General features: G+C 62.9%; 25 protein-coding genes. 13 read left to right on the forward strand and 12 right to left on the reverse strand.

All coding sequences use genetic code 11. The features are described from left to right. Positions 1–5: 5 nt before the first annotated feature. Positions 6–896 (forward strand): metallophosphoesterase, encoded by an 891-nt coding sequence (locus IG122_RS22960; protein WP_226893876.1) that lies wholly within the window; start codon positions 6–8, stop codon positions 894–896. On the opposite strand, the gene IG122_RS24535 is transcribed toward IG122_RS22960, so the two are convergent. After that, positions 893–1,756 carry a DMT family transporter gene (locus IG122_RS24535; RefSeq protein WP_193188900.1) on the reverse strand — a complete coding sequence of 288 codons (864 nt, stop codon included), beginning with the start codon at positions 1,754–1,756 and terminating at the stop codon, positions 893–895. The genes IG122_RS22960 and IG122_RS24535 overlap by 4 nt on opposite strands. 50 nt (positions 1,757–1,806) lie before the next feature. Then, positions 1,807–2,418: a LysE family translocator gene (locus IG122_RS22970; RefSeq protein ID WP_193188901.1), complete on the reverse strand. Its 612-nt coding sequence runs from the start codon at positions 2,416–2,418 to the stop codon at positions 1,807–1,809. A gap of 352 nt (positions 2,419–2,770) precedes the next feature. On the opposite strand from IG122_RS22970, the gene IG122_RS22975 reads away from it, so the two are divergent. Next, positions 2,771–3,199 (forward strand): hypothetical protein, encoded by a 429-nt coding sequence (locus tag IG122_RS22975; RefSeq protein WP_193188902.1) that lies wholly within the window; start codon positions 2,771–2,773, stop codon positions 3,197–3,199. An 86-nt stretch (positions 3,200–3,285) separates the two neighbouring features. Here the strand turns inward: IG122_RS22975 and IG122_RS22980 are convergent, their stop codons facing one another. Both IG122_RS22980 and IG122_RS22985 read right to left on the reverse strand, forming a co-directional pair. Continuing rightward, positions 3,286–3,747 (reverse strand): Lrp/AsnC family transcriptional regulator, encoded by a 462-nt coding sequence (locus IG122_RS22980; protein ID WP_193188903.1) that lies wholly within the window; start codon positions 3,745–3,747, stop codon positions 3,286–3,288. Beyond that, the gene (locus tag IG122_RS22985; protein ID WP_193188904.1) at positions 3,744–4,994 is read right to left on the reverse strand and encodes an adenylate/guanylate cyclase domain-containing protein; all 1,251 of its coding nucleotides are present in this window, start codon (positions 4,992–4,994) and stop codon (positions 3,744–3,746) included. The genes IG122_RS22980 and IG122_RS22985 overlap by 4 nt, the downstream gene beginning before the upstream one ends. An 84-nt stretch (positions 4,995–5,078) precedes the next feature. Here IG122_RS22985 and IG122_RS22990 point away from each other — a divergent pair, with 84 nt between their 5' ends. Continuing rightward, the gene (locus tag IG122_RS22990) at positions 5,079–7,856 is read left to right on the forward strand and encodes an ATP-dependent DNA helicase (protein WP_193188905.1); all 2,778 of its coding nucleotides are present in this window, start codon (positions 5,079–5,081) and stop codon (positions 7,854–7,856) included. A 5-nt stretch (positions 7,857–7,861) separates the two neighbouring features. On the opposite strand, the gene IG122_RS22995 is transcribed toward IG122_RS22990, so the two are convergent. Next, on the reverse strand, positions 7,862–8,908 hold the full coding sequence (locus IG122_RS22995; protein ID WP_193188906.1) for a PIN domain-containing protein: 1,047 nt from the start codon (positions 8,906–8,908) through the stop codon (positions 7,862–7,864). A 389-nt stretch (positions 8,909–9,297) separates the two neighbouring features. Between IG122_RS22995 and IG122_RS23000 the strand changes: the two genes are divergently transcribed. Beyond that, positions 9,298–10,404 (forward strand): NAD(P)/FAD-dependent oxidoreductase, encoded by a 1,107-nt coding sequence (locus IG122_RS23000; protein WP_193188907.1) that lies wholly within the window; start codon positions 9,298–9,300, stop codon positions 10,402–10,404. Between the two features lie 3 nt (positions 10,405–10,407). On the opposite strand, the gene IG122_RS23005 is transcribed toward IG122_RS23000, so the two are convergent. Then, positions 10,408–11,619 carry a GTP-binding protein gene (locus IG122_RS23005; protein ID WP_193188908.1) on the reverse strand — a complete coding sequence of 404 codons (1,212 nt, stop codon included), beginning with the start codon at positions 11,617–11,619 and terminating at the stop codon, positions 10,408–10,410. 163 nt (positions 11,620–11,782) lie between these two features. Between IG122_RS23005 and IG122_RS23010 the strand changes: the two genes are divergently transcribed. Beyond that, positions 11,783–13,534, forward strand: a complete 1,752-nt coding sequence (locus tag IG122_RS23010) for a flavin-containing monooxygenase (protein WP_226893878.1) — start codon at positions 11,783–11,785, stop codon at positions 13,532–13,534. Between the two features lie 58 nt (positions 13,535–13,592). On the opposite strand, the gene IG122_RS24585 is transcribed toward IG122_RS23010, so the two are convergent. Further along, positions 13,593–13,733 (reverse strand): YHYH domain-containing protein, encoded by a 141-nt coding sequence (locus IG122_RS24585; RefSeq protein ID WP_404924889.1) that lies wholly within the window; start codon positions 13,731–13,733, stop codon positions 13,593–13,595. 310 nt (positions 13,734–14,043) lie between these two features. Here IG122_RS24585 and IG122_RS23020 point away from each other — a divergent pair, with 310 nt between their 5' ends. After that, positions 14,044–14,706 (forward strand): OmpW/AlkL family protein, encoded by a 663-nt coding sequence (locus tag IG122_RS23020; RefSeq protein ID WP_193188909.1) that lies wholly within the window; start codon positions 14,044–14,046, stop codon positions 14,704–14,706. A gap of 87 nt (positions 14,707–14,793) precedes the next feature. Here IG122_RS23020 and IG122_RS23025 read toward each other — a convergent pair whose 3' ends face one another. Continuing rightward, a complete protein-coding gene (locus IG122_RS23025) occupies positions 14,794–16,398 on the reverse strand; it encodes a lysine--tRNA ligase (protein ID WP_193188910.1) in 1,605 nt (534 codons plus the stop codon). Positions 16,399–16,601: 203 nt separating this feature from the next. On the opposite strand from IG122_RS23025, the gene IG122_RS23030 reads away from it, so the two are divergent. Then, the gene (locus IG122_RS23030; protein ID WP_193188911.1) at positions 16,602–17,129 is read left to right on the forward strand and encodes a PAS domain-containing protein; all 528 of its coding nucleotides are present in this window, start codon (positions 16,602–16,604) and stop codon (positions 17,127–17,129) included. Between the two features lie 125 nt (positions 17,130–17,254). Continuing rightward, the gene (locus IG122_RS23035; protein WP_193188912.1) at positions 17,255–18,433 is read left to right on the forward strand and encodes a multidrug effflux MFS transporter; all 1,179 of its coding nucleotides are present in this window, start codon (positions 17,255–17,257) and stop codon (positions 18,431–18,433) included. A gap of 12 nt (positions 18,434–18,445) precedes the next feature. Here the strand turns inward: IG122_RS23035 and IG122_RS23040 are convergent, their stop codons facing one another. Then, a complete protein-coding gene (locus tag IG122_RS23040) occupies positions 18,446–18,868 on the reverse strand; it encodes a hypothetical protein (RefSeq protein ID WP_193188913.1) in 423 nt (140 codons plus the stop codon). Between the two features lie 215 nt (positions 18,869–19,083). Between IG122_RS23040 and rpmI the strand changes: the two genes are divergently transcribed. The 4 genes from rpmI (at position 19,084) to pheT (ending at position 23,267) form a co-directional block, all read left to right on the forward strand. Further along, positions 19,084–19,281, forward strand: a complete 198-nt coding sequence (gene rpmI / locus IG122_RS23045) for a 50S ribosomal protein L35 (RefSeq protein ID WP_193188914.1) — start codon at positions 19,084–19,086, stop codon at positions 19,279–19,281. Between the two features lie 15 nt (positions 19,282–19,296). After that, positions 19,297–19,662 (forward strand): 50S ribosomal protein L20, encoded by a 366-nt coding sequence (gene rplT / locus IG122_RS23050; protein WP_193188915.1) that lies wholly within the window; start codon positions 19,297–19,299, stop codon positions 19,660–19,662. 135 nt (positions 19,663–19,797) lie between these two features. Continuing rightward, a complete protein-coding gene (pheS, locus tag IG122_RS23055) occupies positions 19,798–20,874 on the forward strand; it encodes a phenylalanine--tRNA ligase subunit alpha (RefSeq protein WP_193188916.1) in 1,077 nt (358 codons plus the stop codon). Further along, the gene (pheT, locus tag IG122_RS23060; protein ID WP_193188917.1) at positions 20,871–23,267 is read left to right on the forward strand and encodes a phenylalanine--tRNA ligase subunit beta; all 2,397 of its coding nucleotides are present in this window, start codon (positions 20,871–20,873) and stop codon (positions 23,265–23,267) included. Before pheS ends, pheT begins: the two co-directional genes overlap by 4 nt. A gap of 160 nt (positions 23,268–23,427) precedes the next feature. Here the strand turns inward: pheT and IG122_RS23065 are convergent, their stop codons facing one another. The 3 genes from IG122_RS23065 to IG122_RS23075 form a co-directional block, all read right to left on the reverse strand. After that, a complete protein-coding gene (locus IG122_RS23065) occupies positions 23,428–23,925 on the reverse strand; it encodes a hypothetical protein (protein ID WP_193188918.1) in 498 nt (165 codons plus the stop codon). Between the two features lie 180 nt (positions 23,926–24,105). After that, positions 24,106–24,630: a hypothetical protein gene (locus IG122_RS23070; protein ID WP_226893879.1), complete on the reverse strand. Its 525-nt coding sequence runs from the start codon at positions 24,628–24,630 to the stop codon at positions 24,106–24,108. 317 nt (positions 24,631–24,947) lie between these two features. Next, positions 24,948–25,553: a hypothetical protein gene (locus tag IG122_RS23075; RefSeq protein ID WP_193188920.1), complete on the reverse strand. Its 606-nt coding sequence runs from the start codon at positions 25,551–25,553 to the stop codon at positions 24,948–24,950. A gap of 439 nt (positions 25,554–25,992) precedes the next feature. On the opposite strand from IG122_RS23075, the gene IG122_RS23080 reads away from it, so the two are divergent. After that, positions 25,993–26,898, forward strand: coding sequence for a tyrosine-type recombinase/integrase (locus IG122_RS23080; protein ID WP_193188921.1), 906 nt, complete (start codon positions 25,993–25,995; stop codon positions 26,896–26,898). Positions 26,899–26,984 lie beyond the last annotated feature (86 nt).

Below are 26,984 nucleotides of genomic sequence, written 5' to 3' on the forward strand. Positions count from 1 at the left end.
CATTGTTGCCCAATGGACTGGCGAGCGCCGCCGGTCCGGATGCCGGCGCCGATGATAACCTGCAGGAGCGGCTCCTGAACCCGCAATCTGATATTCAGCGCTATGAATGGCGCCAAGTCCCGCGTCCCGTCGCCAACGGCCACATGGTGATCGCCATCGGCGACGTGCATGGACGGGCGGATCTGCTGACCGCGCTCCTCGAGGCCGTCGCGGAGGATGTCGCGCGCCTGAAGCCGGAGCAGGTGACGGCGATCATGCTCGGCGACCTGATCGACAGGGGCCCCAGCAGTCTCGAGGTTCTGGGACTCGCGATGGGTGGCCTCGGTGCCTTCACGAAGCGGCCGGTGAAGGATGTCTGTCTGGTCGGAAACCACGATTACTGGCTTCGGCAGGCGGTCGACGGAAGTCTCGAGGACGAAGACCTGCGTTTCTGGGGCGCCAATGGCGGCGAGGCGACCTGGCGCAGTTTCGGCATCACCCGTGTCGTCGGCGCGCGGGACATGATCATGCAGACCCGCCGGCGCCTCCCGGACCCGGTGCTGGACTTCGTCATGTCGATGTCCGTCACCTACCGGGTCGACGATTATCTCTTCGTCCATGCCGGTATCGATCCGCGCCAGCCGCTGAACAACCAGACCCTGAAGACGCTCTGCTGGATCCGCGACCCCTTCCTGAATCCCGAAGTCTGGCCGTTCGAGCTGACCGTGGTGCACGGTCACACGGTGGAGTGGAACCATGGCGAGCCGCTGGTGCACGGGCACCGGATCGGCATCGATACCGGCGCGGTGAATACCGGCGTGCTGACCGCGCTGGAGATCAATTCGGGGCAGATGCGCTTCGTCCAGGCCTGGGACGAGCGCGCACTCGAGGAGGAGCGGCGCCGGCACCACGGCTAACGCCGCAGCACCAGCACGTTTCCCGTCAGGATCATCGCCGTCCCCGCGATCATCAGCGGGCCGAGCACGACATTCTCGAACAGGATCGACATTGCCAGCGCGACGACCGGGACGGTGGTGAAGGTATAGGCGGCGCGGCCGGGGCCGACCCTGGCCACCAGGGCAAAGAAGATCAGGAAGGCGCCGGCGGAGGCGACAATGCCGAGATAGGTGAGGGATCCGAGATACCGCAGCGTCGGCTCGATGGTGATCTCCATGCCGCCCGCGAGCGCGATCGCGAGGCAGATCCCCGCACCGCCGATCCCGCCCCAGAAATTGGCGCTATAGGCGGAGATCCCGCGTCGATGGTTGCGGGCGCCGATGATGGTGCCGATCGCGGTCCCGAGGGCGGCGCCGAGCGCCCAGAGCATGCCGCGGATCACCTCGCTCCCGGCCTCGAGCCTGGCGAGGTCCGGGGCGACGATGAGGGCGAGCCCCGCCATGCCGATCACCATGCCGGCGAGCGCGCGGAGACTGATGGTCTCGCGGAACAGCAGGAAGGAGATGATGGTCGCGAAAATCGGCGAGGTGGAGAGCGCGAGTGTCGCGACGCCGCTCGGGATGTAATGGGTCGAGGTGTAGAAGCAGATGAAATTGAGCGCGAAGAAGGTCGCGGCGTGGGCCGCGATCCAGGGCACATCCTGCCGGTCCAAGCGCAGCCGGGTGCGTGTCGCGAGGATAACGACAAGCATGAAACCCGCCAACAGCAGCATGCGGTAGGCGACGGAGACCGGGGCCGGAACAGGTCCGGCCTGAAGCGTCGTGACATAGGCCCCCGTGCCCCAGATCAGGGCGGAGAGCGCGAAGAGAATGAAATGCACGGGACCCGTCCAATCGGCGGCAGATAGGTCAGTAATCCTATCCTATTGCCTCAACGGGGTATCACGGCAAGGGCAACCGAGACCAGCAGTAGGATCGCCATGGTGACGTTGAAGGCCCGTCCGACCTTCGGCGAGCGGATCAGGTTGGCGAAGATCCCGCCGAACACGAGCCAGGTTCCGTTCACGAACAGCATCACGCAGGTGAGGATCGCCAGCTTGGTCAGCGTGTCGCGGATCGGGTCGGTCTCGATCAGGATGTTGCCGGCATAGAGCGCGGTGAAGACCGTAAAGGCTTTCACATTGGTCAGCGCGACGATGATCCCGGCACCGAAGCCCGGCGGATCCAGGTCGTCGGTTCCATGCATGCCGGGCGGCGGTGCGGTCGCGATCCGGTAGGCGAGATAAAGCATGTAGAGCACGGCGGCCATGACAAGCACCGGACCGACGCCGGGCAGGGCGAGCAGGAGGCCGGTTACGCCGCTGGCGGTGAGGCAGAGCACGGTGAAGACGCCGACATAGATGCCGAAGAGGAACGGCAGCCCGGCCCTGATGCCGAAAGCGGCTCCGTTCGCGGTGATCGCGACGATGGCCGGCCCCGGACTGCCCATCAGCGGAAAAGCCATGGCGAGCAGCGCTAGCACGCTGTCGAGCGTCGGAAACATGAGGGGCAGCCCTCCCAAGCCGCAGTATTTTTTGGTATTCTGTCCATTCAGGCACACATGAGAGAAGTGCGGCCGGCCGCAAGACACTCACGCCGGTTTGCATTCAGTGCCCGGCGCAGGCCGGATCTCGATAGTTCGGCCGGGCCCCATGTCCCGGCCCTTTGCGAACAATTGTGCGGCCCGTTGGGAGCCGCCAAGGTCAGCGGAGTTCATTTTGATCGTCTTAAACCTGCTTCGGCGGGCAACCTCGGTTCTTACCTTTTCAGCTTCAGCGTTCCTGTTCATCCATGCGACCGCCCCGGCTTCGGCGGAGGACGCGTCGGGATACGACGCCATTTCTCTGGCCGAGAGATTGTGTATTCAGCTTCCGGCTCACGATCTGGAGAAGATCTCCGCCGCCGTCGACGAGATTGCCGGCCGCCATGTCAAACCCGAAGTCACGCCGGACGCGACGCGCTGGACGATGTTCGGGCCGGAAGGCAGAAAACTGGTCCTGCTCCGCGATTCACGCCCGGGGCGGCTGAAATGCGCTTTTCAGGCCGAGCGCGTGGATTTCGGTGCCGCCGAAAAATGGCTCGATCATGTCTCCGCCGGCTTCGCCGCCGGGGTCAAAGGCAAGCGGCAGGAGATCGAGAGCAAAACCGAGCCCGGCAAGGGATCGGCTGCGATGACCATCGTCAAGACCGAGCTCGGCCCGATGTTCTTCGGTATCTGGAGCACGCCGGACGGCGGCGCGGTGACCAGCATGGGGCCGCTCAAGGAATTCATGGCGAAGAAGTGAGCGCGACCCTCTCTCCCGCCCGTCATCCCGGCGCAGGCCGGGACCCAGGGGAACGAGGTCTGCACTCTACGATCTCGGGCTAAAGATTAAACCGGCAGCACCGCGCTTTCCTTCGGCGATTTCAGCGCGATCACGGTCTGGCTGCGGGTCACCCCCGGCAGCAGCTTGATGCGGTTGGAGATCACGTCCTCCAGCGCGTCATTCGAGCGGGTCCGGATCTTCAGGAGATAGGACCAGTCGCCGGTCACATGGTGGCATTCGAGCACTTCCGGCATCGCCAGCACGGCCTCGAGGAAGGACTCGTTGTGCGCGCTCCAGTCGATCAGGACCGAGACATAGGCGAGCACCTCGAGCCCGACCGCTGCCGGCTCCAGCATGGCGCCATAGCCGCGGATCGCGCCCGCGGCCTGCAGCTTCTTCAGTCGCTCGTTCACGGCGGAGACGGAGAGCCCGGCATGGGCGCCGATCTCGGCATAGCCGGCGCGGCCGTGGCGCTGGATATAGTCGAGGATCGCGCGGTCGGTCTCGTCGAGGCGGGGATCGGTCATTCGGGTGCTTTCAGAGGATCGGCGGGGGCGTAAAGCGCGCGTTCGCCCTTCACCCCGCGCAGCTCGGTTCGAGTCAGCAGCCGGGTTTTTCCCGGCAGCAGGCTGGCGATGGTTTCGGAGAGGATGATATCGGTGCCGAGCGAGCGGCAGAGGCTTTCCATCCGGCTCGCCTCGTTCACCGCCGGGCCGATCACGGTGAAGTCGAGCCGGTTACGCGAGCCGACATTGCCGAACATGACCTCGCCCAGATGCAGCGCCACATTGAGCCCCATGGCGGGGCGCTCCAGGTCGGCCTCCGTTTCGGCGAGTTCGTCGACCGCCGCGAGCGCCGCACTTGCCGCCTCCAGCGCCTTCCCGGCGGTCTCCGCCTCCCGGCCGCGCTCCAGCGGGAAAATCGCGAGGAAACCGTCGCCGAGGAATTTCAGCACCTGGCCGCCGGCCTCATGGACCGGTTCCAGCATGACGTCGAAGTAGCGGTTGAGGGCGGAAACCATCGCCTCCTTGGAGACGATCTCGCTGACGCTGGTGAAGTCCGTCAGGTCCGCGATCATCAGGGCGGCGTTGATGCTCTCGGCCATGCCACGCCGGATCTCGCCCTTGAGGATCCGTCCGCCGACCAGCGGGCCGACATAGGCATCCAGCAAATTGCGGGCGATCTCCTGGTCGAGATGGGCCTGGATCGCCGAGGTGAGGGCCGGGACGATTGCGTCGATGAAGGCGATATCTTTGTCGGAAAAGCCGCCCGGATGGCGGCTCGACCAGCGCAGGATTGCGCCGCAGCTCCGCTCGCCCTCCCGGATCAGGCGCAGGGCCTCGGGACCGCCGAACATGCAGGCGTAGTAGTCGGTGAATCCCTCGTCGCGGAAGTCGGCGAGCGCGGGGAAGTCCAGTTCCGTTTCCGGTCCGGTCAGCCGGCGGCGCATCCTCATGGTGCCGGTCGCCATCATGTGGCGCAGCGGGCTCGCCTTCCACTCCGCCGATTCGTCCTTCGAATAGGCGATTTCGTGGCGCAGACCCACCTCCGGCCGGTTGTCCGCGCGGTCCCAGTCGAACATCAGCGAGCCGGTTTCCGGATGCAGCGTGTACATCGCCACCCGGCAGCGGTCGAGCGGTACACCGGCCGCGACCAGGCGTTCCGCGGTCGCCGCGACAAGCTGTTCGTTCGGCGCTTTCTCCCACGACTGGTGGACCAGCCACTGGATCAGCTCCATCGCTCTCGGATCCGTCACCGGCCTGTTCTCGTACATCCGTCTTCCTCGCCTCGCCCGGCGACAGAATGCAGGCTCCACGCACTTCTGGCAAACCCGCCGCCGCCTTGATAAAGGGTTGGGATGACCGTCCCCGAACGCCAGATCCGTCTGCCCGACCTGCCGAGCCTCGTGCTCGCGCCCCGCGTCGCGGTCTGGCTCGGCCCGGACGGCGATCTGGAAGAGATCTCGCACGAGGAGGCGGCGCATCGCCTGCGCGCCGGGCCCTGCCTTGTCGCCCATTCCCGATCGATCGTCCGCCGCCTCCGGCTGGACGGCTTCGCGGCGGTGGACGTGCTCGAACTCTTCGCCTTCGTACGCCCCGCCGCGTTCTGCCTGCCGACCCCGCGCGGGCTCGCCCAGGCGCTGATGCTTGCCCCGCCCAAGGACCACGAGGACGAGGCGCTGGTGCTGCGCGACGCCGCTACGACACTGCTTGCCGAACTCGCCGAGCGGGAGCGCGACCCGAGCGCGCGGCCGATCGCCGAGACCATGCGCAATTGCGGCTGGGCCTGGGGCGAGGCGGTGCTGCATGCGCTCGGCGCCGGAGAGCTTCCGCCGCCGGGCCCGGTCCGGCCGAGCGGGCTGCAGGTCTGGCGGCGGCTGGAGGAATGGTCGGAGCACGCGCCGGAACCGCCCGCCGGCAACAGGCCGGTGACGGAGGACGAGGCGCGGGGGCGCCTGAAGCAGTTGCTCGGCAGCGATGCCGAGGCGCGGCCGAGCCAGGCGGACTATGCCTCCGCTGCGGCCTTCGCCTTCACGCCAAGGGACGAGGAGCGGCGCCCGAACGTGGTGCTGGCGGAAGCGGGCACCGGCGTCGGCAAGACCCTCGGCTATATCGCGCCCGCGAGCGTCTGGGCGGAGAAGAACGAAGGCGCGGTCTGGGTCTCGACCTATACCCGCAACCTGCAGCACCAGATCGACGGCGAGCTCGACCGGCTCTATCCCGATCCGGTGCGCAAGGCGTTGAAGGCGGTGGTGCGCAAGGGGCGGGAAAACTATCTCTGCCTGCTCAATCTGGAAGAGGCGGTGAACACGCTGCCGACGATGCCGCAATACGGCACCGCGCTCGGCCTGATGGCACGCTGGGCCGAGGCGACGCGGGACGGCGACGTGCAGGGCGGCGACTTCCCGGCCTGGCTCGCCGACCTGCTCGGCCGCGGGCGGACGGTCGGGCTCGCGGACCGGCGCGGCGAATGCATCTATTCCGCCTGCCCGCACTATTCGAAATGCTACATCGAGAAATCGATCCGCCGCGCCCGGCGGGCCGAGATCGTGGTCGCGAACCATGCGCTGGTGATGATCCAGGCGGCGCTCGGCGGGATCGACGACGGCGCGCTGCCGACGCGCTACGTGTTCGACGAGGGCCATCATGTGTTCGACGCGGCGGACAGCGCCTTCTCCGCCCACCTGACGGCGATCGAGACGGTGGAGCTGCGGCGCTGGCTGATCGGTGCCGAGGGGCGGCGCTCCGGCCGCGCCCGTGGCCTGAAGAAACGGGTCGAGGACCTGATCGCCGACGATGAGGACGCGCTGGAGGCGCTCGAAGCCGCGCTCCACGCCGCCCGCGTGCTGCCGGGCGAGGGCTGGATGACCCGGATCGCGGAGGGCGAGACACGCGGCGAGACGGAGCGTTTCCTCGCGCTGGTCCGGTCCCAGGTCTATGCCCGCACCGATCATCCCGACAGCCCCTATTCGATGCAGACCGAGACCCATCCGCCCGTAGAGGGCCTGCTGGAGGCCGCCGAGGCGCTCGACGCGGCGCTGGCCCGGATCCTGACGCCGATCAAGCAGCTGAAGAAACGCCTGGAGGACCGGCTGGACGAGGATGCGGACGAGCTGGAAAGCGCGATCAGGCTGCGCATCGAGGCGGTCGCCCGCTCCCTGCAGCGGCGCGGCGAGATGACCCTTAGCGCCTGGCGCGACATGCTGAAGGCGCTGGCGCACGAGACGCCGGAGGCGTTCGTCGACTGGTTCGAGATCGAGCGCGGCGACGGACGGGACATGGATATCGGCCTGCACCGGCACTGGATCGATCCGGGCCGGCCCTTCGCCGAGACCGTGGTGAAGCAGGCCCAGGGCGTGCTGATGACGTCGGCCACCCTGCGCGACGGCACGGGAGAGGAGTTTCGCGACTGGCAGGCGGCGGAGGAGCGGACGGGGGCGGTCTGGCTCGAGGCACCTGCGGTGCATGCGGCCGTCGCCTCGCCCTTCGATTATCCGGCGCAGACCCGTGTCTTCATCGTCAACGACGTGCGCAAGGACGACATGGCGCAGGTCGCTTCGGCCTACCGGGAGCTCTTCCTCGCCTCCGGCGGCGGCGCGCTCGGCCTGTTCACCGCGATCCAGCGCCTGCGCGAGGTGCACCGGCGGATCGGCGGGGATATCGACGAAGCGGACCTGCCGCTCTATGCCCAGCATGTCGACGGGCTCGATCTCACCACCCTGATCGACATCTTCCGGGCCGAGGAAAACGCCTGTTTGCTCGGCACGGACGCGGTGCGCGACGGGGTCGACGTGCCAGGCAACTCGCTCCGCCTGATCGTCTTCGACCGCGTCCCCTGGCCGCGCCCGGACATCCTCTACAAGGCCCGGCGCTCGGCCTTCGGCGGCGGCTCCTATACCGACATGCTGACGCGGCTGAAGCTGAAGCAGGCCTTCGGGCGGCTGGTGCGCCGGGCGGACGACCGCGGCGTCTTCGTGCTGCTCGACCCGATGATGCCGACGCGGCTGCTCGGTGCCTTCCCCGAGGGCGTCGAGGTCAGGCGTTGCGGCCTCGCGGAAGCGGTTGCCGAGACCCATGGCTTTTTTAACTCAACTAGCGAATTTAGAGTGGCGTGTGACGATATTTTTAAAGATTAGAATTCTTATATATCTAAAAATTTGTCATCAATAACTGTAATTATGAGCATATCTGTTATTTCGAAATCATCAATAGTTAACGGAATGTTGGACTTGTCTAATGATATAGTCATAGAAAAGCTCGGGTAAATATCTGTTATTGATGTTTCTATTTTATAATCGCGAGAGGGTGTGATCATTTTTTGTTTTTTGTATTCGCTTTCGTCGATTGTATGAGAATGGTTTACCTCAATAATTATTTTGCAGTTTCCGCAAACTAGTGCGCTTTGATCTGATTTATTCCTAAAAGCGGTAAAATTTGTTGGGTTGAAATTTTTTACTTTGATCGAAATTATGTTTTGTTCATCTATATCCATTATGAATAGCGGAATTCCTTCGAGAGTTTCTTCTATTTTATTAAGAAAATCAGGGTTATTTATTAATTTATCTAGAGAAATGTCAATTTTCTCCATTCCTGAATGAGAGAAATATTCTGCGACGCTTTTGTTTAATGAGATAAATTCAGATTCCTCGCATGCGTGTTCAAAGTCATGATCTTTCGAGATTATTGTGATTGGCCCTAGGCTATCTGCCGCGGCGAAAAGAGATTCAAATATAAATGCGTCAGGAAATTGATCTTTTTTATTTGAAAAAGAGAAAAAACCGGATTTCATAGAGTAGTTTTTAAGAATTTTTGCTGCATTAATGTTATCCGTTTCGAGGATATGTATTCCGATTTGGTCAAAGTGATTTTCAATTTTTGAAGAATACTCCTTAAATTTTTGAACATACAATAATGAAAGGTCAATTTCAGGGATTTTGATTCCCAAAACAAAATCGGCTTTGTTTCTTGTTTTAAGGTTGGTCAATGGTTGTATGTCGTCAACATCTCGCTCTGCGTGGTGTTTGGCTACCTCTCTTATCGTATGTTCGGTGGAAATTAGCCTTATGATTTCAGCTCTCGAAAGGTTTACGAGCGCTGTCAATTCCGGGCCACTTGGAGGCATTCCCATGGATATCAACACATTAGCATCAAGAAAGATTTGTGGAGTAAATTTCAGTTTTCGTGCCAAGGAGTTTTTGTCCTGTTTGGAGCGTAATTTTATAGATCAAGCTAAACATAATGTTGAAATTGCCGAATCCATTCAATGTTATCTCTAATCCGTTCGCGGCATAAAACCGCAAATTCGATCGGAGTCCTGACACCAATATCATCAGATTTCGGATTTTGGGATTGATTGCCGAGACCCGTGGCTTTTTCGGGACGGCACCCGTTCCGGCAGAGCCGATTGACGCCGACGAGGTGCCGTTTTAACGGGTTAAATATCAACAAAAGGGTCGTCATCCCCACGCAAGTGGGGACCCAGGGAAGACGGTCTCGGCTCTACGATCTCTGGGTCCCCGCTTTCGCGGGAATGACGACCTGAAATAAGCGTTGGATTGCGCAAGGTGGAGGATTGAGGTGGCGGAACCGGTAGATGCGGTGGTGGTCGGAGCGGGCGTTGTCGGGCTCGCGGCGGCGCGGGCGCTGGCGATGGCCGGGCGCGACGTCATCGTGCTGGAGCAGCACGACCTGATCGGCTCCGAGACCAGCTCGCGCCACTCCGAGGTGATCCATGCCGGGATCTACTATCCGCCCGGCAGCCTCAAGGCCGAGGTCTGCGTCCGCGGCAAGCACCTGCTCTACGATTTCGTCGAGAGCCACGGCGTTCCCTACAAAAAGCTCGGCAAGCTGATCGTCGCCACCTCCGAGGACCAGATCCCGGCCCTGCAGCAGATCAAGGAACGGGCGGAGAAGAACGGCGTCCACGATCTCGAATTCCTCTCCCACAACGAGGTCACCGCGCGCGAACCGGAGCTGCGCTGCGTCACCGCGCTCTGGTCGCCCTCGACGGGAGTGATCGACAGCCACGCCTATATGCTGGCCCTGCAGGGCGACCTTGAGGAGCATGGCGGCATGATCGCCTTCATGGCCCCGCTCGAGGGCGGCAAGGTCACGGAGGACGGGATCGAGCTGCATGTCGGCGGGCTGCACGGCCTGACCATGAGGGCGAAGACGGTGGTGGTCGCGGGCGGCCTGCACAGCCAGACCATCATGCGTCACATCGAGGGCTTCCCGGCGGCGTCGATCCCGCCGCAGTATTTCTGCAAGGGGAACTACTACCAGCTGACCGGCTGCTCCGCCCCGTTCAAGAGCCTGATCTATCCGGCTCCGGAAGCGGCCGGGCTCGGGGTGCATCTGACGCTCGATCTCGGCGGCCAGGCGCGCTTCGGCCCGGACGTGGAGTGGATCGACGAGATCGACTATGACGTCGACCCGCGCCGCTCCGACAGTTTCTACGCCGCCGTGCGCAAATACTGGCCGGGCCTGCCGGACGACAGCCTGACCCCTGCCTATGCCGGCATCCGCCCTAAGATCCAGGCGCCGGGCGAGACCGCCGCCGACTATATGATCCAGGGACCGGCCGAACATGGCGTCGCAGGCCTTGTGAACCTCTACGGCATCGAGTCCCCCGGTCTCACCTCCTCGCTGGCGATCGCGGAGAAGGTGATGGAGAAGCTCGCCTGAGGATCAGGCGGCGTCCGCCTTTTCCCAGCGCGGGAACGGATCCGGCAGGGCGGCTAGCGCGCGGAGGTCTTCGCACTGTTCTTCCGGCACCAGACAGGCGTCGAGCTGGTCCTTCAGCATCGGCCAGTCGATCCCGGCGCCGATGAAAACGATCTCCTGGCGCCGGTCTCCGAAGGGCTCCGCCCAATTGTCCCGGACATAACCGCGGAACTGCGCGTGTTCCGGCCAGCGTTCCTTGGGCACCGCCGCCCACCAGGTGCCGAGCGGGCTGGTGCTGGAGAGCGCACCGGCAAGAGAGAATTCGGCAACCCAGTCCGGCCGGGTCGCGATCCAGAAATGCCCCTTGGCGCGGATCACGCCGGGAAGGGGGCCGTTCAGCAGCTCGTGGATCTCCGCCGGGTCGAACGGCCGCCGCGCCCGATAGACGAAGGAAGCGATGCCGTATTCCTCTGTTTCCGGCACATGGTCACCGAACCCGTAAAGCTCCTTCAGCCAGAGCGGATGCTCGTGCGCTTTCTCGAAATCGAAGCGGCCGGTATCGAGGATCGCGTCGGCCGGGACCTCGGCGAAGTCGGTCTCGATGATCTCGGCGTCGCCGTTGAGACTGCGCACGATCTGCCGCGCCGCGCGGAGACCCTCCGAACCGGCATCGCCCGACTTGTTGATAATGACGAGGTCGGCGAACTCGATCTGGTCGGTCAGGAGATGGACGAGGGTGCGGTCGTCCTCCTCGCCAAGGGTCTCGCCCCGGTCGGCGAGCGCATCGTGGCTGGCGAAGTCTTTCGGCAGGTTCACCGCGTCGACCACCGTCACCATGCTGTCGAGCCGGGCGAGGTCGGAGAGGCTGCGGCCCTCCTCGTCGCGGAACTCGAAGGTCGCGGCGACGGGCAGCGGTTCGGCGATGCCGGTCGACTCGATCAGCAGATAGTCGAACCGGCCCTCCTCGCAGAGCCGGCGCACCTCGACCAGGAGATCGTCGCGCAGGGTGCAGCAGATGCAGCCGTTCGACATCTCCACCAGCGTCTCGTCCGTGTGGCTGAGTTCGGCCCCGCCGGCCCGCACCAGGTCGGCGTCGATGTTCACCTCCGACATGTCGTTGACGATGACGGCGACACGGCGGCCCTCGCGGTTGTTGAGGATGCGGTTCAAGAGGGTGGTCTTGCCGGCGCCGAGGAAACCGGAAAGCACGGTCACGGGAAGGCGTTTGTCGGCCACGGAGATTCTCCATTTATGTAATGTTATAATATAACGCTTACAGCAGGCAGACGGCCCTACGCAACCCGACTCTCTCCGAGGCGTGAAATCGCTATCCACCCGCGTTTACAGCTTTTCCGGCGAGTCCTAGTCTTTCGGGAAAAGAGTAACGGGAGGATGTCAGATGAACCTGATGGCAGACCGTGCCGTCGCGGCGGCGCTGGAAGACTGGCTGGCCGGTTTCAACGCGGCGCTGGCGGCGGGCAATGTCGCGAAGCTGGAAACGCTCTTCGAGGCGGAGAGCTACTGGCGCGACGTCCTGATCCTTTCCGGGCGCCAGCGGACGGTCTCCGGCGGCCTCGCGATCGCGGAACGGCTGACCGCGGAGGCACCCCATGAGGGTCTCGGTCCGCTCTCCGTCGCCGAGGGACACGAGCCGCCGCGCATCGTCGAGCGTGCGGGCTCGAACGTGATCGAGGCGATCCTCTCCTTCGAGACGGAGAAGGGCGTCGGGCTCGGCCTCGTGCGCCTGAAATATCCCGCCGACATGCCGCGGGCCTGGGTTTTCGCGACCACGCTGGAGGATCTGAAGGGCTACGAGGAGTCGCGTATCTTCGAGGAGAAGGACGATCCCGCCTTCAATCCGAAGTTTCACGGGCCGAACTGGGCGGACAAGCGCGCGACCGAACGGGCCTACAAGGATCGCGACCCGGAAGTGCTGATCGTCGGCGGCGGCCATGCAGGCCTGACGGCGGCGGCCCGGCTCGCCCGGCTCGACGTGGACACGCTGGTGGTCGACCGGATGAAGCGGGTCGGGGACAACTGGCGCCTGCGCTACCACGGGCTGCGGCTGCACAACTACATCCACAGCAACCACCTGCCCTACATGCGCTTTCCCGAGGGCTGGCCGACCTATATCCCGAAGGACCGCATCGCCAACTGGCTCGAATCCTACGTCGATGCGATGGACATCAATTTCTGGACCGAGACCAGCTTCGAGGGCGCGGAGTGGGACGAAAAGGCCGGGTGCTGGATCGCCCGCCTGAAACTCGCCGACGGCTCCGAGCGGATCATGCGGCCGCGCCATATCGTCATGGCGACCAGCGTCAGCGGCGCGCCGAACATTCCGGAAATTCCGACCCTCGACCGCTTCAAGGGGCCGGTGCTGCATTCGAGCCAGTTCACCGCCGGCAAGGACTGGAAAGGCAAGCGCGTCTACATTTTCGGCACCGGGACCAGCGCGCACGACATCGCCCAGGACCTCGAAGGCAACGACGCGGATGTCACCATCATCCAGCGCAGCCCGACCCTGATCGTGAATATCGAGCCGAGCGCGCAGCTCTATGACGGGATCTACTGGGGCGAGGGGCCGAGCCACGAGGACCGCGACCTGATCAATGTCGCGACGCCGTTCCCGGTCGTCCGCGTCGCCCACAAGATCATCACCGACAAAGTGAAGGAGATCGACAGGCCGCTGCTCGACGGGCTGGAGAAGGTCGGCTTCCGGCTCGATTTCGGCGAGGGCGGTACCGGCTGGCCGCTGAAATACCGCACCCGCGGCGGCGGCTACTATTTCAATGTCGGCGCCTCGGACCTGATGGCGGCGGGCCGCATCGGCCTGATCCAGTATGCGGATATCGCGCAGTTCGAGGCGGCCGGCCTCAGGATGAAGGACGGAACGCTGCGCGGGGCCGACCTGATCGTGCTCGCGACCGGCTACAAGGGGCAGGACCACATGACCCGCGTGCTGTTCGGCGATGCGGTGGCGGACCGGGTCGGCAAGGTGTGGGACATCGACCCGGAGATCCAGGAGCTCAACAACATGTGGACCCCGACCCCGCAGCCGGGCCTCTGGTATACCGGCGGCAGCTTCGCGCAGGGGCGGATCTATTCGAAGTATCTGGCGCGGGCGATCAAGGCGGAGCTCGTGGGGTAATCTGCCAAATCGCTTCCGCAACGAGTTCCTATTTGGTGCGCTCAGCCAGGTTGCTGCTTCAGTGGCAGTGATACCCGCCCGTCTTGCGGTTGTGGTGGCATCCGCTACTGTCGGTCCCGCCGCTGTGGGCTGAAGCGACTTCGCTGAAGAACATGAGGGCTGCGGTCAATAAAATGAACTGAATGGTTTTCCGTCTCATTTGACTCTCCAGAGCGACAATCGAGAATAATTTTCTACTCAAGGGAGAATTTGTCAATCCTATTGCAGTTTTTGCTCCGGGCGCCTTCGCAGTTCCGAGGAAACCGGCCGGAGGTTGTTTATCCGCCTGAGCGCTTTGAGGTGGGACCTTATCGTCACTTTCTGAGACCGAGATTTAATTGATTTTGATCAGTAAATAACCGTTCAAAAACAATAAGATAAATCGTCGTGCCATTGATCTGCGTCAAAGCGACGGGACGCATTCGAGAGCAGTTTGCAGCGCAGCAATTCTGCAACATGAGGACAGATCAATGAAACTCTCGGGGAAATGGACGGCTCTGGCCGCCGCCGTCGCCGTGTTTGGTTCGGTCGTGGCCGTCAGCGGCCCGGCGCTCGCCCAGTCCGACGAATTCAAACCCAAGTCGGCCGGCGACTTCGTCATCCGCGCCCGCGGCATCGCGATGATGCCGGATGAATCCACCTCCTCCAGCGACCTGACGGTCGGCAAGGGCGAGCTGACCGACGATTACGTGCCGGAAGTCGATTTCTCCTATTTCGTCACGGACAACATCGCGCTCGAACTGATCGCGGCGACGACCAAGCACGATCTCGACTGGAAGAACCCGAATGTCGATCTCGGCTCCGTCCGCCTGCTGCCGCCGACCCTGACGCTGCAGTACCACTTCATGCCGAAGGAGCGTTTCAGCCCCTATCTCGGCGCGGGCATCAACTACACGTTCTTCTATGACGAGAAGCCGGGTACGGCGCAGTCGATCTCCTACGACGACGGCTTCGGCTACGCGCTCCAGGCCGGCTTCGACTACGCGATCACCGGCGCCTGGTCGCTGAACTTCGACGTGAAGAAGGTGTTCCTCGACACCACGATCACGACCAATCTCGGCGCGGGTCCGATCAATGTCGACGCGGATCTCGATCCGTGGGTCTTCGGTATCGGCATTGGCTACCGCTTCTGATCCGGGAGCATACGTTTAATAGAAACGGGCCTGTCCCCGGGGGCAGGGGCGCCTTCTTTTTTGGCGGGTTGGGGGTTTTGGGCGCGATCAGGCCGCGAGGTTCTCGCCCTTGAGCGCCTTCTCGATCAGCTGGATCGTCTCTTCGACGCCGTAGAGCGCGATGAAGCTGCCAAAACGCGGGCCCTGGTCCTGGCCGAGCAGGACCTGGTAGAGCGCCTTGAACCAGTCGCGCAGGTTCTCGAAGTCGTGCCGTTTGCCGACCTCGTAGACCTGGGTCTGGATCGCCTCGCCGTCGGCATCCGCCGGCAGCGCCTTCAGCTCGGTCACAAGATCCTCGAACGCGGCGCGCTCGGGCTCGGTCGGGGCGCGGTACTGCTTCGCCGGACGGGCGAAGTCCTGATAATAGTTCACCGCATAGCCCGCGAGCCTGTCCAGCGTCGGATGGCTTTCCGGCGTCGCGCCCGGCGCGTAGCGGGCGATGAAGCCCCAGAGCACCGACTTGTCCTCGGCATGGCAGACGGATGCCAGGTTCAGCAGCAGGCCGAAGCTGAGCGGGACCTGTTCATTGTTGCCGCGACCCTTGCCCTGGGTGATGTGCCAGGTCGGGTTCTCGACCTTCTTCGCGTCGTCGGTCTCGGTCTCGAGGCTGTCGAGGAACTGGAAATACTCGTCCGTGTTCTTCGGGATGACGTCGAAATAGAGCCTCTTCGCGCGCTTCGGGTGCTGGAACATGAAGAGCGAGAGGCTTTCCGGCGAACCGTAGCGCAGCCATTCCTCGACCGAGAGTCCGTTGCCTTTGGACTTGGAGATCTTTTCGCCGTTCTCGTCGAGGAAGAGTTCGTAGTTGAAGCCTTCCGGCGGCGGCGTGCCGAGGGCGCGGCAGATCTTCGAGCTCTGCTTGACGCTGTCGATCAGGTCCTTGCCGGACATCTCGTAATCGACGCCGAGCGCGTGCCAGCGCATCGCCCAGTCGGCCTTCCACTGCAGCTTGCAGTTCCCGCCGGTGACGGGCACCTCGACCTTGGCACCGCTCTCCGGGTCCTCGTAGACCACGGTGCCGGCATCGACATTGCGCTCGAGGATCGGCACCTGCAGAACATTGCCAGTCGTCGGACAGACCGGCAGGAAGGGCGAGTAGGTCGCCTGCCGCTCGGCCCCGAGGGTCGGCAGCATGATGGCCATGATCTCGTCATAGTGCTGCAGGGTCTCCAGCAGCGCCTTGTCGAACATGCCGCTGTTGTAGCACTCGGTCGAGGACATGAATTCGTACTCGAAGCCGAAGCTGTCGAGGAAGGATTGCAGCCGCGCGTTGTTGTGCGCGCCGAAGCTCTCATGCGTGCCGAACGGGTCTGGAACCTTGGTCAGCGGCTTGTTCAGATACTGCTTCAGCATCTCCTGGTTCGGCAGGTTGGTCGGCACCTTGCGGAAGCCGTCCATGTCGTCGGAGAAGGCGATCAGCCGGGTCGGCACGTCCGGGCGCAGCAGCTCGAACGCGCGCCGCACCATGGTGGTGCGAAACACCTCGCCGAAGGTGCCGATATGGGGCAGGCCGGAGGGGCCGTAGCCGGTTTCCAGGATCACGTGACCTTTCTCCGGTTTCTTGCCCCCGAGCCGCGCGGCGATTTTACGCGCTTCCTCGAACGGCCAGGCGCGGGCGTTCTCGGCGATCTCGGTGGAAATACGGGAGGTCATGGATCGTGTCCTTGATGTTGTTTTTGTGCGGCGGAAGCTAGGGCCCGGCGGAGCGGAGGTCAACGATTCCGAATCGCGGTTTTCGATAAAGAGAATCTGTTCGCTTCATTGAAGTGCAGCAATTTTCCCATAACTTGATAAACTAACGGGTCTGGTTTGAAGATTTCGCCATAACTTGAGATTGACAGAGGGCACGGCTGCCTTTGATCGACCCAAGTGACATCAAGGTCTGGTACCCGGAAACGGGGCAGGGAAAAGCGGATCATGAACGGTCCGTGTCCTTCCTTTCCTATTGCCTGCAGAAAAAGCCGAAAGGCAACTTCGCGGACCGCAAGGATTTCTCGGGCGAGACGCTGAGGCCCTGGCTCGGCAACATCATGGTTCTGGAATACGACCGGGAACGGGACGATTTCCGCTACCGGCTCTATGGCAGCGAGATCGCGGCGAGGTCGGGTTTCGATATGACCGGAAAGTGGGTTTCAGATTTCCGTTCGGAGATAGGGGACATCTTCCGTTCCCAATATCACACGGCCGTGCGTGAGAGGCGGCTGATCGTCAGCCGCAATCCTTATCTGCATTCGCGCGCGCCTTGTGATTGGGAACGGATCATCTGCCCGGTCGCAAGCGAGGATCGGATCCAACTCGTCGTCTCGAACCACATGGTCGAGTTGACGGGGCCGGTGCGCGAAGCCCGGCTGGAGAAGCTGCGCGCCGGCGAGCGGGGCGCCTGAACGATCAAGGCGTTGGAGCCGGACCGCACAAAGAGCGGTCGTAACACCTATTTCCATTCTGTATAAGCATGCGCGCCGGCGCCCGGCCGGTGTCACTATATTTTCTCGGACGCAAGGAACGTCACATGACGCTTGGCCTCTGGCGCGCCGCGCTCGTGCTTGGGTTGCTCTCCCTCGTCGCGCCCTTCGCGATCGACATGTATCTGCCGGCGATGCCAGAGATCGTCGCCGATTTCGGCGTGGGCGAGGCGGAGATCCAGGCGACGATCACCTCCTATTTCATCGCCTTCGGCATTGCGCAGATGATCTACGGCCCCTGGGCGGACCAGGCCGGGCGCAAGATCCCGACAATTGTCGGGCTTCTCGTCTTCCTCGCGGGCTCGGCCGGGGCGGCGCTTTCGGGCTCGGCGACCGAACTGGTCCTCTGGCGTTTCCTGCAAGGGCTCGGCGGAGCGGCGCTGATGGTGCTGCCGCGGGCGATCATCCGCGACATGTATACGGGCGCGGCGGCGACCAGACTGATGGCGCTGATCATGCTGGTGATCTCCATCTCGCCGATGCTGGCGCCTCTGACCGGCAGCCTCGTGATCCCGATCGGCGGCTGGCGGGCGATCTTCGCCATCATCTGCGCCGCTGCCGTCGTCAGTCTCCTGATCACCCTGACGATGCTGCCGGAGACGCTGCCCCGAAGTGAGCGCATTCCGCTCAACGTGCGGGCGCTGGTCCGCGGCATGGGCGGGCTGCTGCGCGACCGCAATTTCATGGCCTATACCTTCATCGGCGCTTTCGGCATCTCCGCTTTCTTCGTCTTCATCGCCTCGGCCGCCTTTGTCTATCGCGGCCAGTACGGTCTCGCTCCGACCGAGTTCGCCATGGCCTTCGCGGTCAATGCCGTCGGCTTCATCGGCGCCTCGCAGGCGGCGGGTCCGCTGGCGGAGCGCTTCCCGTTGCGCAGCGTGATCCGTGGCGGCACCGCTTTCTTCGCCGGGGCTGCTTTGCTGCTATTCGCCTGCACCCTTGCCTTCGAAGTGCCGCTCTTCCTGCTGATCGGGCTGTTGCTTTCCGCCTTCGCGGGGTTCGGGCTGGTCTTCCCGACCACCATGGTGATGGCGCTGGAGGAGCATGGCGACAATGCGGGCCTCGCCTCGTCCTTCGGCGGTACCTTGCAGATGCTGACCGGCGGGCTGGTCGTGGTCGTGACGGGCCCGTTCTTCGACGGAACGGCGGTTCCGCTCGCAGGGGCAATCGCGACCTGCGCCGTGACCGCCTTCGCGCTCACATTCGCGATCCGTACCCGTTTCTAGTTCGTTGCCCCGTCAGGCCACGGCCTTCGCCGCGAGCATTTCGTCCAGTTTTGCGGCCACGATGGCGCGGTCGGGGCCATTTTCACCGAAGATGAGAATTTCGAAACCGGACGTGTCGACGGGCAGTTCCAGCCCTTCGCGGACAAGCACCAGGGTCGGCACGCCGATACCGTGGGCAATGCCGAGCTCGTAATAGACATGCGGGCTCTGCGTGGTCACGACGGCGAGCATGACAGCGGATCTCTCGATCGCGCTCCAGATCGCCGACGACAGCCGGTCTCCATACTCGATGCTGTCCGAGCGGATGACGAGAAGACCTGTGTCGTGGATTGCAGGCTCGACCAAGCTGTCCCGCAGCTCATAGGAAAGCGGGTCGTGTGAGGTCACAATGAAACAGAGGCGTTGTCCGCCACTCGATCGGTCTTGGGTGTTCATGGCTTCACCACCAGAGTACGAGGGAGCGGTCCCGACCCCGAATATCTCACATCGGCGTCCCGCGGACAATTTTCCGCGCCGAGAGACCGCTTGATTCTCCCGCCGCCGCTCTGTATAAACCCGCCTCCCCACGTGCGAACGCGGGGCAGCGCCGCGTCATGGCTTGTAGGGCATGCCTGGCCGGCAAGGGAAAACCGCCAAAAACGGAGATCGAAATGCCCAAGATGAAGACCAAGAGCGGCGCCAAGAAGCGGTTCCGGCTCACCGGCAGCGGCAAGGTGCGGGGCAACGTCGCCTTCAAGCGTCACCAGCTGTCCAACAAATCCCAGAAGATGAAGCGCAAGGCCCGGGGGACGATGATCCTCTCCGACGCCGATGCACGCATCGTCAAACAGTTCCTTCCGTACGCTTAAGAGAGGGCAGCAGAGATGGCACGTGTAAAACGGGGCGTCACGGCTCACGCCCGCCACAAGAAGGTTACGGACAAGACCAAGGGGTATTACGGTCGCCGGAAGAACGTCTTCCGCGTTGCCGTGCAGGCGATGGAGAAGGCGGCCCAGTACGCCTATCGCGACCGCCGCACCCGCAAGCGCGATTTCCGCGCGCTCTGGATCCAGCGCATCAACGCCGGTGTCCGCGCTCATGGCCTGACCTATTCCAAGTTCATGAACGGTCTGAAGAAGGCCGGTGTCGAGCTCGACCGCAAGGTGCTCTCGGATCTCGCGATCCACGAGCCGGCGGCGTTTAAGAGCCTGGTCGATCAAGCCCAGGCCGCGCTCGCAAAAGCCGACTAATTCGGGGCGCCGGACATGTCCGGCAACCCATCGGTAAAAGAGTTGAAAAGGGGTCTGGCCTTTGCCGGGCCCCTTTTGCTTTAAGGAACCCGCGCCGGATCGGAGCAGTCTCGCAAGCGAGGTAAGAAGAGGATCATGCAGGACGTCGAAACACTGAGAGCGGAACTCGCCGCCGCCGTCGAAGGCGCTGGCGATCTGGCCGCGCTGGAAGAGCTTCGGGTCAGTGCGCTCGGCAAGAAGGGCCGCATCACCGGGCTGATGAAGCAGCTCGGCGGGCTCGATCCCGAGCAGCGCAAGGAAACCGGTCAGGCGCTGAACCGTCTGAAGGACGAGATCCAAGGCGCCATCGAGGCGCGCAAGACCGCCTTCGAGGATTCCGAGCTGAACGCGCGGCTCGCGGCCGAAAGGATTGACGTCTCGCTGCCGCCGCGTCCGGAAGAGGCGGGCCGTGTGCATCCGCTGACCCAGACCACCGAGGAGCTGGTCGCGATCTTCGCCGAGATGGGCTTCTCCGTCGCCGAGGGCCCGCATATCGAGAGCGATTACTATAACTTCACCGCGCTCAACATCCCGCCGGAGCATCCCGCCCGGCAGGAGCACGATACCTTCTACCTGCCGCCGGACGAGAGCGGCACGCCGCGCGTGCTGCGCACCCATACCTCGCCGGTGCAGATCCGCACCATGGAAAGTAAGACCCCGCCGATCCGCGTGATTTGCCCAGGCCGCACCTTCCGCTCCGACCATGACGCGACGCACTCGCCGATGTTCCATCAGGTCGAGGGGCTGGTGATCGACAAGGCCACCCATATGGGCCACCTGAAGGGTTGCCTGATCGATTTCTGCCGCGCTTTCTTCGGCGTCGACGATCTGCCGGTCCGCTTCCGCCCGTCCTATTTCCCCTTCACCGAACCCTCGGCCGAGGTCGATATCGGCTGCACCCGCAAGGGCGGCGAGTTCAAGATCGGCGCCGGTGACGACTGGCTGGAGATCCTCGGCTGCGGCATGGTGCATCCGAAGGTGCTGCAATATTGCGGCATCGACCCGAACGAGTATCAGGGCTTCGCCTTCGGCATGGGGATCGAGCGTATCGCCATGCTGAAATACGGCATTCCGGACCTGCGCCCCTTCTATGACAGCGATATGCGCTGGCTGAAGCATTACGGCTTCATGCCGTTCGATGTTCCGTCTCTGGCCGGAGGCCTCAACCGATGAAATTCACGCTGTCCTGGCTGAAAGAGCATCTCGAGACGGAAGCCAGCCTAGAGGAGATCTGCGACGCCCTGCCGATGCTGGGTCTTGAGGTCGAGGAACTGATCAATCCGGCGGAGAAGCTGGAGCCCTTCACCATCGCCTACGTGGTCGAGGCGGTGCAGCACCCGAATGCCGACCGGCTGCGCGTCTGCAAGGTCGATACCGGCAAGGAGATCATCCAGGTGGTCTGCGGCGCGCCGAACGCGCGCACCGGCATGAAGGGCGTCTTCGCGCCCTCCGGCAGCCATATCCCGGGTACCGGCGTGGACCTGAAGAAGGGTGTCATCCGCGGCGAGGAGAGCAACGGCATGCTTTGCTCCGAACGCGAGATGGGGCTCTCCGAGGATCATGACGGCATCATCGACCTTCCCGAAGACGCGCCGGTCGGGGCTTCCTTCGCGGAATATGCCGGGCTCGACGATCCGGTGATCGACATCGCCATCACCCCGGACCGGGCCGACTGTCTCGGAGTCCGCGGCATCGCCCGCGACCTCGCCGCCGCCGGTCTCGGCAAGCTGAAGCCGCTCGACATCCCCGAGGTGAAAGGCACCTTCACCAGTCCCATCCAGTGGGACGTGGACGTGCCGGAGCCGTCGCTGGTTCCTTACGTCGTCGGCCGCTATTTCAAGGGCGTGAAGAACGGTCCGAGCCCGAAATGGATGCAGGACCGGCTGACCGCGATCGGCCTGCGCCCGATCTCCGGCCTCGTCGACATCACCAACTACATGATGATGGATGTCGGCCGGCCGCTGCATGCCTATGACGCGGACAAGGTTTCGGGAGGCGCCATCCGGATCCGGCTATCGAAAGCGGGCGAGAGCTACGAGGCGCTCAACGAGAAGGTCTATACCTTCGAGGACGGCATGCTGGTGCTCGGCGACGAGCACGGCATCGACGACATGGCCGGCATCATGGGCGGCGAACGCACCGGTTGCACCGACGAGACGGTGAACATGTATCTCGAGGTCGCGATCTTCGATCCGATCTCGGTCGCGATGACCGGGCGCAAGCAGAATGTGCTGAGCGACGCGCGCTACCGGTTCGAGCGCGGCCTCGATCCGACGGGCCCGACCTGGGGCGTGCATCTCGCCTCGAAGCTGGTGCAGGAGATCTGCGGCGGCGAGATGAGCGAGCTCGTGGTGCACGGCCAGGAAGAGGACTGGAAGCGCACCATCACGCTGCGCCATTCCCGCATCCGTTCCCTCGGCGGTATCGACATTCCCGAGGAGACGGCGAAGCGGATCCTGACCGATCTCGGCTTCGAGGTCTCCGGCAGCGGCGAGAGCATCAGCGCCGTCGTGCCGCCGTGGCGCCGCGATGTCGAGGGGGAGGCCTGCCTGGTCGAGGAGATCCTCCGGATCAACGGCTATGACGAGATCCCGGTGGTCTCGATGGAAACCGGCCATGTGGTTCCGGAGCCGGCGCTCTCCAAGGAGCAGGTCCGCGAGGGCCGGGCGAAGCGCGTGCTCTCTTCCCGCGGCATGCTGGAGGCGGTGACCTTCTCCTTCCTCTCGCGCTCCGAGGCCGAGCTGTTCGGTGGCGGCGCGGCGGAACTGACGCTGGTCAACCCGATCTCCAGCGAGCTCGACGTAATGCGTCCGTCGATCCTGCCGAACCTGCTCGCGGCCGCGGCGCGGAACGCGAATGTGGGCAACGGCGACGCGACGCTCTTCGAGGTCGGCCCGCAATATGCGGACGCGACACCGAAGGGCCAGTCCAAGGTGATCGCGGGCATCCGTGTCGGCCGCACCGGCCCGAAGGACTGGGCCGCTTCGACCCGGCCGGTGGATGCCTTCGACGCAAAGGCGGACGTCGTCGCGCTGCTCGAGGCGCTGGATGCGCCGGCGGGCAATCTTCAGGTCTCGACCGATGCGCCGGACTGGTATCACCCGGGTCGCTCCGGTGCGCTCCGCCTCGGCCCGAACGTGCTGGCCTTCTTCGGCGAGCTGCATCCGAAGGTGCTGAGAGAGATGGATGTGAGGGGCCCGGCGGTGGCCTTCGAGGTCTTCCTCGAGAAGGTGCCGGTGCCGAAATCCAAGGGTGCGGCGAAGAGTTTCCTCAAGCTCTCCCCGTTCCAGCCGCTGACCCGCGACTTCGCCTTCGTGGTGGAGAAGGACGTGCCGGCGGACAAGCTGGTGCGTGCCGCGGCCGGAGCGGACAAGGCGTTGATCTCCGGCGTGCGTCTGTTCGACGAGTATCAGGGCAAGGGGCTTGGGGAGAACGAGAAGTCGCTCGCCATCCAGGTCACCCTGCAGCCGGTCGACGCGACCCTGACGGACGAGCAGATCGAGGCCGTCGGCCAGAAGATCGTCGCCCAGGTCGAGAAGGCCGTCGGGGGCCGGATCCGGGGGTAGGACGGATCGAGGTATCAGAACGGGCCGGGCATTTGCCCGGCCTTTATTATTTGGTCACGTCATCCCGGCCGAAGAGCCGGGACCTTGTCGAACGAAGAGTTGCACCTTTTGAAAGGTCCCGGAGCAGGTCCGGGATGACGTCCATGTAGAGGTTGGTTCTTCAGACCGACGCCTGCAGCTCCATGGCGGAATAATCCGGTTTCGCCCGGGTCGGACCCTTGGCGCGGACACCGCCGGAGAAAAGAGCGGTCTCCAGCATGCGCTCGCATTTGCGCAGGAATTCCTTCGGGGCTTTGTAACGGATCGCGCCGGCGAGCTGCGCGCGGGCTTCGCGGATCTTCATCGCGCGCCGCTCGATCTCGTCTTCGAGGCCGGCCTCGATCGCGGCCCTCGCGGCGACGGAGGTCGCCTTCATGAAGGCCTGCAACATCAGCGCGTCGATCGCGGCGTTGGTTTCCTCGGTATAATCTTTTGGCAGTTTCGCGTTCCGGATCGCTTCCTTGAGGCTTTTGGCCGAAGCTTCGCAGCGGTCCATGTGACCGTGCTCGGCGCGCTGTTTGATCCGGGATAGGGCACCATTGACCGCTGGCGCCAGTGCGTGAATCCGGCTGAGCGCCGCGTCGTCCTCGACCGTTCTGGTCTCCGTCTGTCCGAACATCTGCATCCCTCCAACTTTCTGTTGATGGTGCATGGTTAACGATACGTAAATATTAAAATGCTTTTTATATAATTACCAGAGAAAAATGGAGACGTGTCTGGCATTCGAAACACGGGTCGGCACACAGCCTGGACGGTCAGGTTTCCCCCGTCGCGTCTCGACCGGAATCCAGCGGGCCGATCACGCTTCGGAAGGGGTGCCCGTAGACGCTTCCGTCTCGTCCCCATCTGTCGGCGTGTCGAGCGGCTTGGCCTTGGTCGGGCCCTTTGCCTTCACGCCGCCGGTGAGCAAGGCGGTCTCGATCATGCGTTCGCATTTTAGCTGAAACTCGCGCGGCGCCTTGTATTTCATAGCGCCTCGGAGATTTTCCCGTGCTTCCCGGATGCAATCCGCCCGGGAATCTTGGTCGTCTTTCATCGCTGCGTCGATCGCGGCCTTCGCCGCGATGTCGGTCGCTTTCATGAACGCGTGCAGCATGAGGGCATCAATGGCGCGGCGGCTTTCGTCGCAGAATTTCCGCGGAAGTTTCGGATTCTTGAGCACCTCCGCCAAGCGACCGGTCGCAGCCTCGCAACGTACCGTCGCGCCGATGTCGGCGAGCTTGTTGAGCCGCATAATCGCGCTCTCGATCGAGAGTGTCATTTCGATTATCCGGCGTTTTTCTGTTTCATCCCCAGGATCTATTTTTTGGTCAAATCCAACCATGAGTCAGCCCATGTGTTGTTTTGAGGTTTGTCTTCCGTATTTCAATTTATATTGTAGCAGAATTTCAAAAATAGTCCAGATCGGCGAAGAATTTATTTGCTGTATGCAAGTAAGACTTGAAAGTGACGCGCTTTGTTGATGGATGTTCGATTCCAGGCGGGTTGCGGGCCGAACCGGTCCACGATTACCGGTGGCGCCGCAACGGACCATGGTGGCAAACCGGGATGCCTGCCGGCGCGGCGCGGTTTCGGCGAAATGGCCGCAAGAAGAGGATAGAAGCAGCCGGGCAATTCGCGGCGACGTGGAAGGGCGTCGCGCTAGGCGCCGACCGGCTTCTCGTAATCGTGCAGTGGCTTGACCTTGGATTCCCCGGCCTTCACCGGTTCCTTCGCCTTGTTCGGAGGAGGCGGGGCGGTGTCGGCCGGCTTCGCCTTGTTTTCGACCTTCGGCGCAGTATCGAGCGGCTTGGCCTTGGTCGGGCCTTTCGCCTTTACGCCGCCGGACATCAAGGCAACCTCCAGCATGCGCTCGCACTGCAGCTTGAAATCCTGCGGCGCCTTGTACTTCATCGCGCCGGAAAGCTTTTCACGCGCCTCCTTGATCTTGGCGGAGCGGGTCTCAAGATCGTCCGCCTTGCCGGCATCGATCGCCGCCTTGGACGCGAGTGCCGTCGCCTTCATGAAGGCATGCAGCATCAGCCGGTCGACGCCGTCGCGTGCCTGCTTGGCATAGTCTTTCGGAAGCTTCGGATTCTTCAGCGCTTCGGTGAGACGCTTGGCGCCGGCCTCGCAGCGGTCGGTCAGACCCGCTTCGGCCTGCTTCTTCATCTGAACAAGCGCGCCTTCGATCGACACCTTCATGGCTTCGATCCGGCGCTGTTCAGCTTCCTCCTCGGCGGTCTTTTCTTTCCCGAACCCGAACATCTACAGCTCCTCGCCTAAAATGATGACGGAATCGCATATTGTTTCATCAATATGATAGTGGATTTATTAAGAAAAGCTATAGAAAAGGATTGTAAGTCATTGAGCCTTTTTGCCAATTTTAAATCGCATTTAAGCTATTGTTGCGCGAATATTGGCAAATGAATGGTTAATTTTTGACGTCGGGGAGTGTTAGGGGTTGGCGCGCGGTGTCCGTCAAATACCGTCTGCTCGCCGCGGCCGGGAATTTTCCGCTCGCACATGACCTTCGGCGGACGCGCAACGGTTCCACTCGATGGAGAAACCGCGTTGGTAGCAGGGAAAGGCGCGTTGGACCGCCTTATGCCCGGTGGCGTGCCCTAATTCCCTGATTCCAAACCGACTTCCCGCCCGGATAGTACTTGCGTATTCTCGCGGTCCTTTGGGATTGGGGGGGGGTAGAATGAAACTCTCGCATGCCTGCGAGCGCTTTCTAGAGCATTGTCGTCTGGAGAAGGGCCTCAGCGAACACACGCTCCGGGCCTATCGCACCGATCTCGCGGAGTTCAGGAAGTGGCTGCGCGAAGATCCCGCGCTGACCGAAGTCGCGCCCGAACGGCTGCAGGCCTTTCTTGCCCATATGCGCGATGCGAGAGGGCTGAAATCGACGACGGTAAAGCGCAGGTTCGCGGCACTGAAGGTGCTGTACGCCTATTTCGAACGTCAGGAAATCGTCGACGATAACCCGTTTCGCCGCTTTCAGCTCGCGCTTCGTCTCGGCCGGAGGTTGCCGCGCAATCTCAGCAAGGGGGAGCTCGGGGAGCTGACGGCGGATATTGCGGTGTCCGTTGCGAAGCGGCCGAAATCCGCCGAGGCACACAAGCGCGCAACGGTGGATCTCGCGATAGGCCTGATCCTGGTTACCGGCATTCGCGTCGGCGAACTCTGCGCCATAGAGCTTCCCGACATCGATCTTGAGGACGCATCGATCCGGATCCGCGGGAAGGGCAACCGCGAACGCAGGGTGTTCCTCGTCGGCGAGGAGATCTGCGCCGGCGTCGCCGCTTATCTGAAAGAGCGGGAGGCGCGGCCTCTGGCCCTGGGACACGCGGTTTTCCTTGTAAATGCCCGCGGCGGCCCGGCAGCACCGGGCCATATCCGTTCCCTCCTGAAAGAGAAGGCAGACGCGCTCGGACTGCCGAGACGGATTACTCCGCACATGCTCCGCCATACCGCAGCGACCGAGTATCTGGAGAAGGGGGTCGATATCCGCTACGTGCAGCGGCTCCTGGGACACGCCTCGATCGCAACGACGGAGATTTACGCGGCGGCCACGGACGAGGGGTTGAGGAGAGCTTTGATGCGATAACTAGGAATTATTCATGCCATTTGTTCTTTCCGTTGGCGTAAGTCTTCCCGATTATTCCGCGAGTAATTCATATGTAAAAAACTTGT

Source organism: Nisaea sediminum, from assembly GCF_014904705.1.
Classification (GTDB): domain Bacteria; phylum Pseudomonadota; class Alphaproteobacteria; order Thalassobaculales; family Thalassobaculaceae; genus Nisaea; species Nisaea sediminum.

Excerpts from the sequence above, each read along its gene's own strand:
- IG122_RS22970 (WP_193188901.1), bottom strand. The coding sequence starts at position 2,418 with ATGTTTCCGACGCTCGACAGCGTGCTAGCGCTGCTCGCCATGGCTTTT.
- IG122_RS22980 (WP_193188903.1), bottom strand. The coding sequence starts at position 3,747 with ATGACCGATCCCCGCCTCGACGAGACCGACCGCGCGATCCTCGACTAT.
- IG122_RS22985 (WP_193188904.1), bottom strand. The coding sequence starts at position 4,994 with ATGTACGAGAACAGGCCGGTGACGGATCCGAGAGCGATGGAGCTGATC.
- IG122_RS22990 (WP_193188905.1), top strand. The coding sequence starts at position 5,079 with ATGACCGTCCCCGAACGCCAGATCCGTCTGCCCGACCTGCCGAGCCTC.
- IG122_RS23010 (WP_226893878.1), top strand. The coding sequence starts at position 11,783 with ATGAACCTGATGGCAGACCGTGCCGTCGCGGCGGCGCTGGAAGACTGG.
- IG122_RS24585 (WP_404924889.1), bottom strand. The coding sequence starts at position 13,733 with ATGAGACGGAAAACCATTCAGTTCATTTTATTGACCGCAGCCCTCATG.
- IG122_RS23020 (WP_193188909.1), top strand. The coding sequence starts at position 14,044 with ATGAAACTCTCGGGGAAATGGACGGCTCTGGCCGCCGCCGTCGCCGTG.
- IG122_RS23025 (WP_193188910.1), bottom strand. The coding sequence starts at position 16,398 with ATGACCTCCCGTATTTCCACCGAGATCGCCGAGAACGCCCGCGCCTGG.
- IG122_RS23035 (WP_193188912.1), top strand. The coding sequence starts at position 17,255 with ATGACGCTTGGCCTCTGGCGCGCCGCGCTCGTGCTTGGGTTGCTCTCC.
- IG122_RS23040 (WP_193188913.1), bottom strand. The coding sequence starts at position 18,868 with ATGAACACCCAAGACCGATCGAGTGGCGGACAACGCCTCTGTTTCATT.
- rpmI (WP_193188914.1), top strand. The coding sequence starts at position 19,084 with ATGCCCAAGATGAAGACCAAGAGCGGCGCCAAGAAGCGGTTCCGGCTC.
- rplT (WP_193188915.1), top strand. The coding sequence starts at position 19,297 with ATGGCACGTGTAAAACGGGGCGTCACGGCTCACGCCCGCCACAAGAAG.
- pheS (WP_193188916.1), top strand. The coding sequence starts at position 19,798 with ATGCAGGACGTCGAAACACTGAGAGCGGAACTCGCCGCCGCCGTCGAA.
- pheT (WP_193188917.1), top strand. The coding sequence starts at position 20,871 with ATGAAATTCACGCTGTCCTGGCTGAAAGAGCATCTCGAGACGGAAGCC.
- IG122_RS23065 (WP_193188918.1), bottom strand. The coding sequence starts at position 23,925 with ATGTTCGGACAGACGGAGACCAGAACGGTCGAGGACGACGCGGCGCTC.
- IG122_RS23070 (WP_226893879.1), bottom strand. The coding sequence starts at position 24,630 with ATGGTTGGATTTGACCAAAAAATAGATCCTGGGGATGAAACAGAAAAA.
- IG122_RS23075 (WP_193188920.1), bottom strand. The coding sequence starts at position 25,553 with ATGTTCGGGTTCGGGAAAGAAAAGACCGCCGAGGAGGAAGCTGAACAG.
- IG122_RS23080 (WP_193188921.1), top strand. The coding sequence starts at position 25,993 with ATGAAACTCTCGCATGCCTGCGAGCGCTTTCTAGAGCATTGTCGTCTG.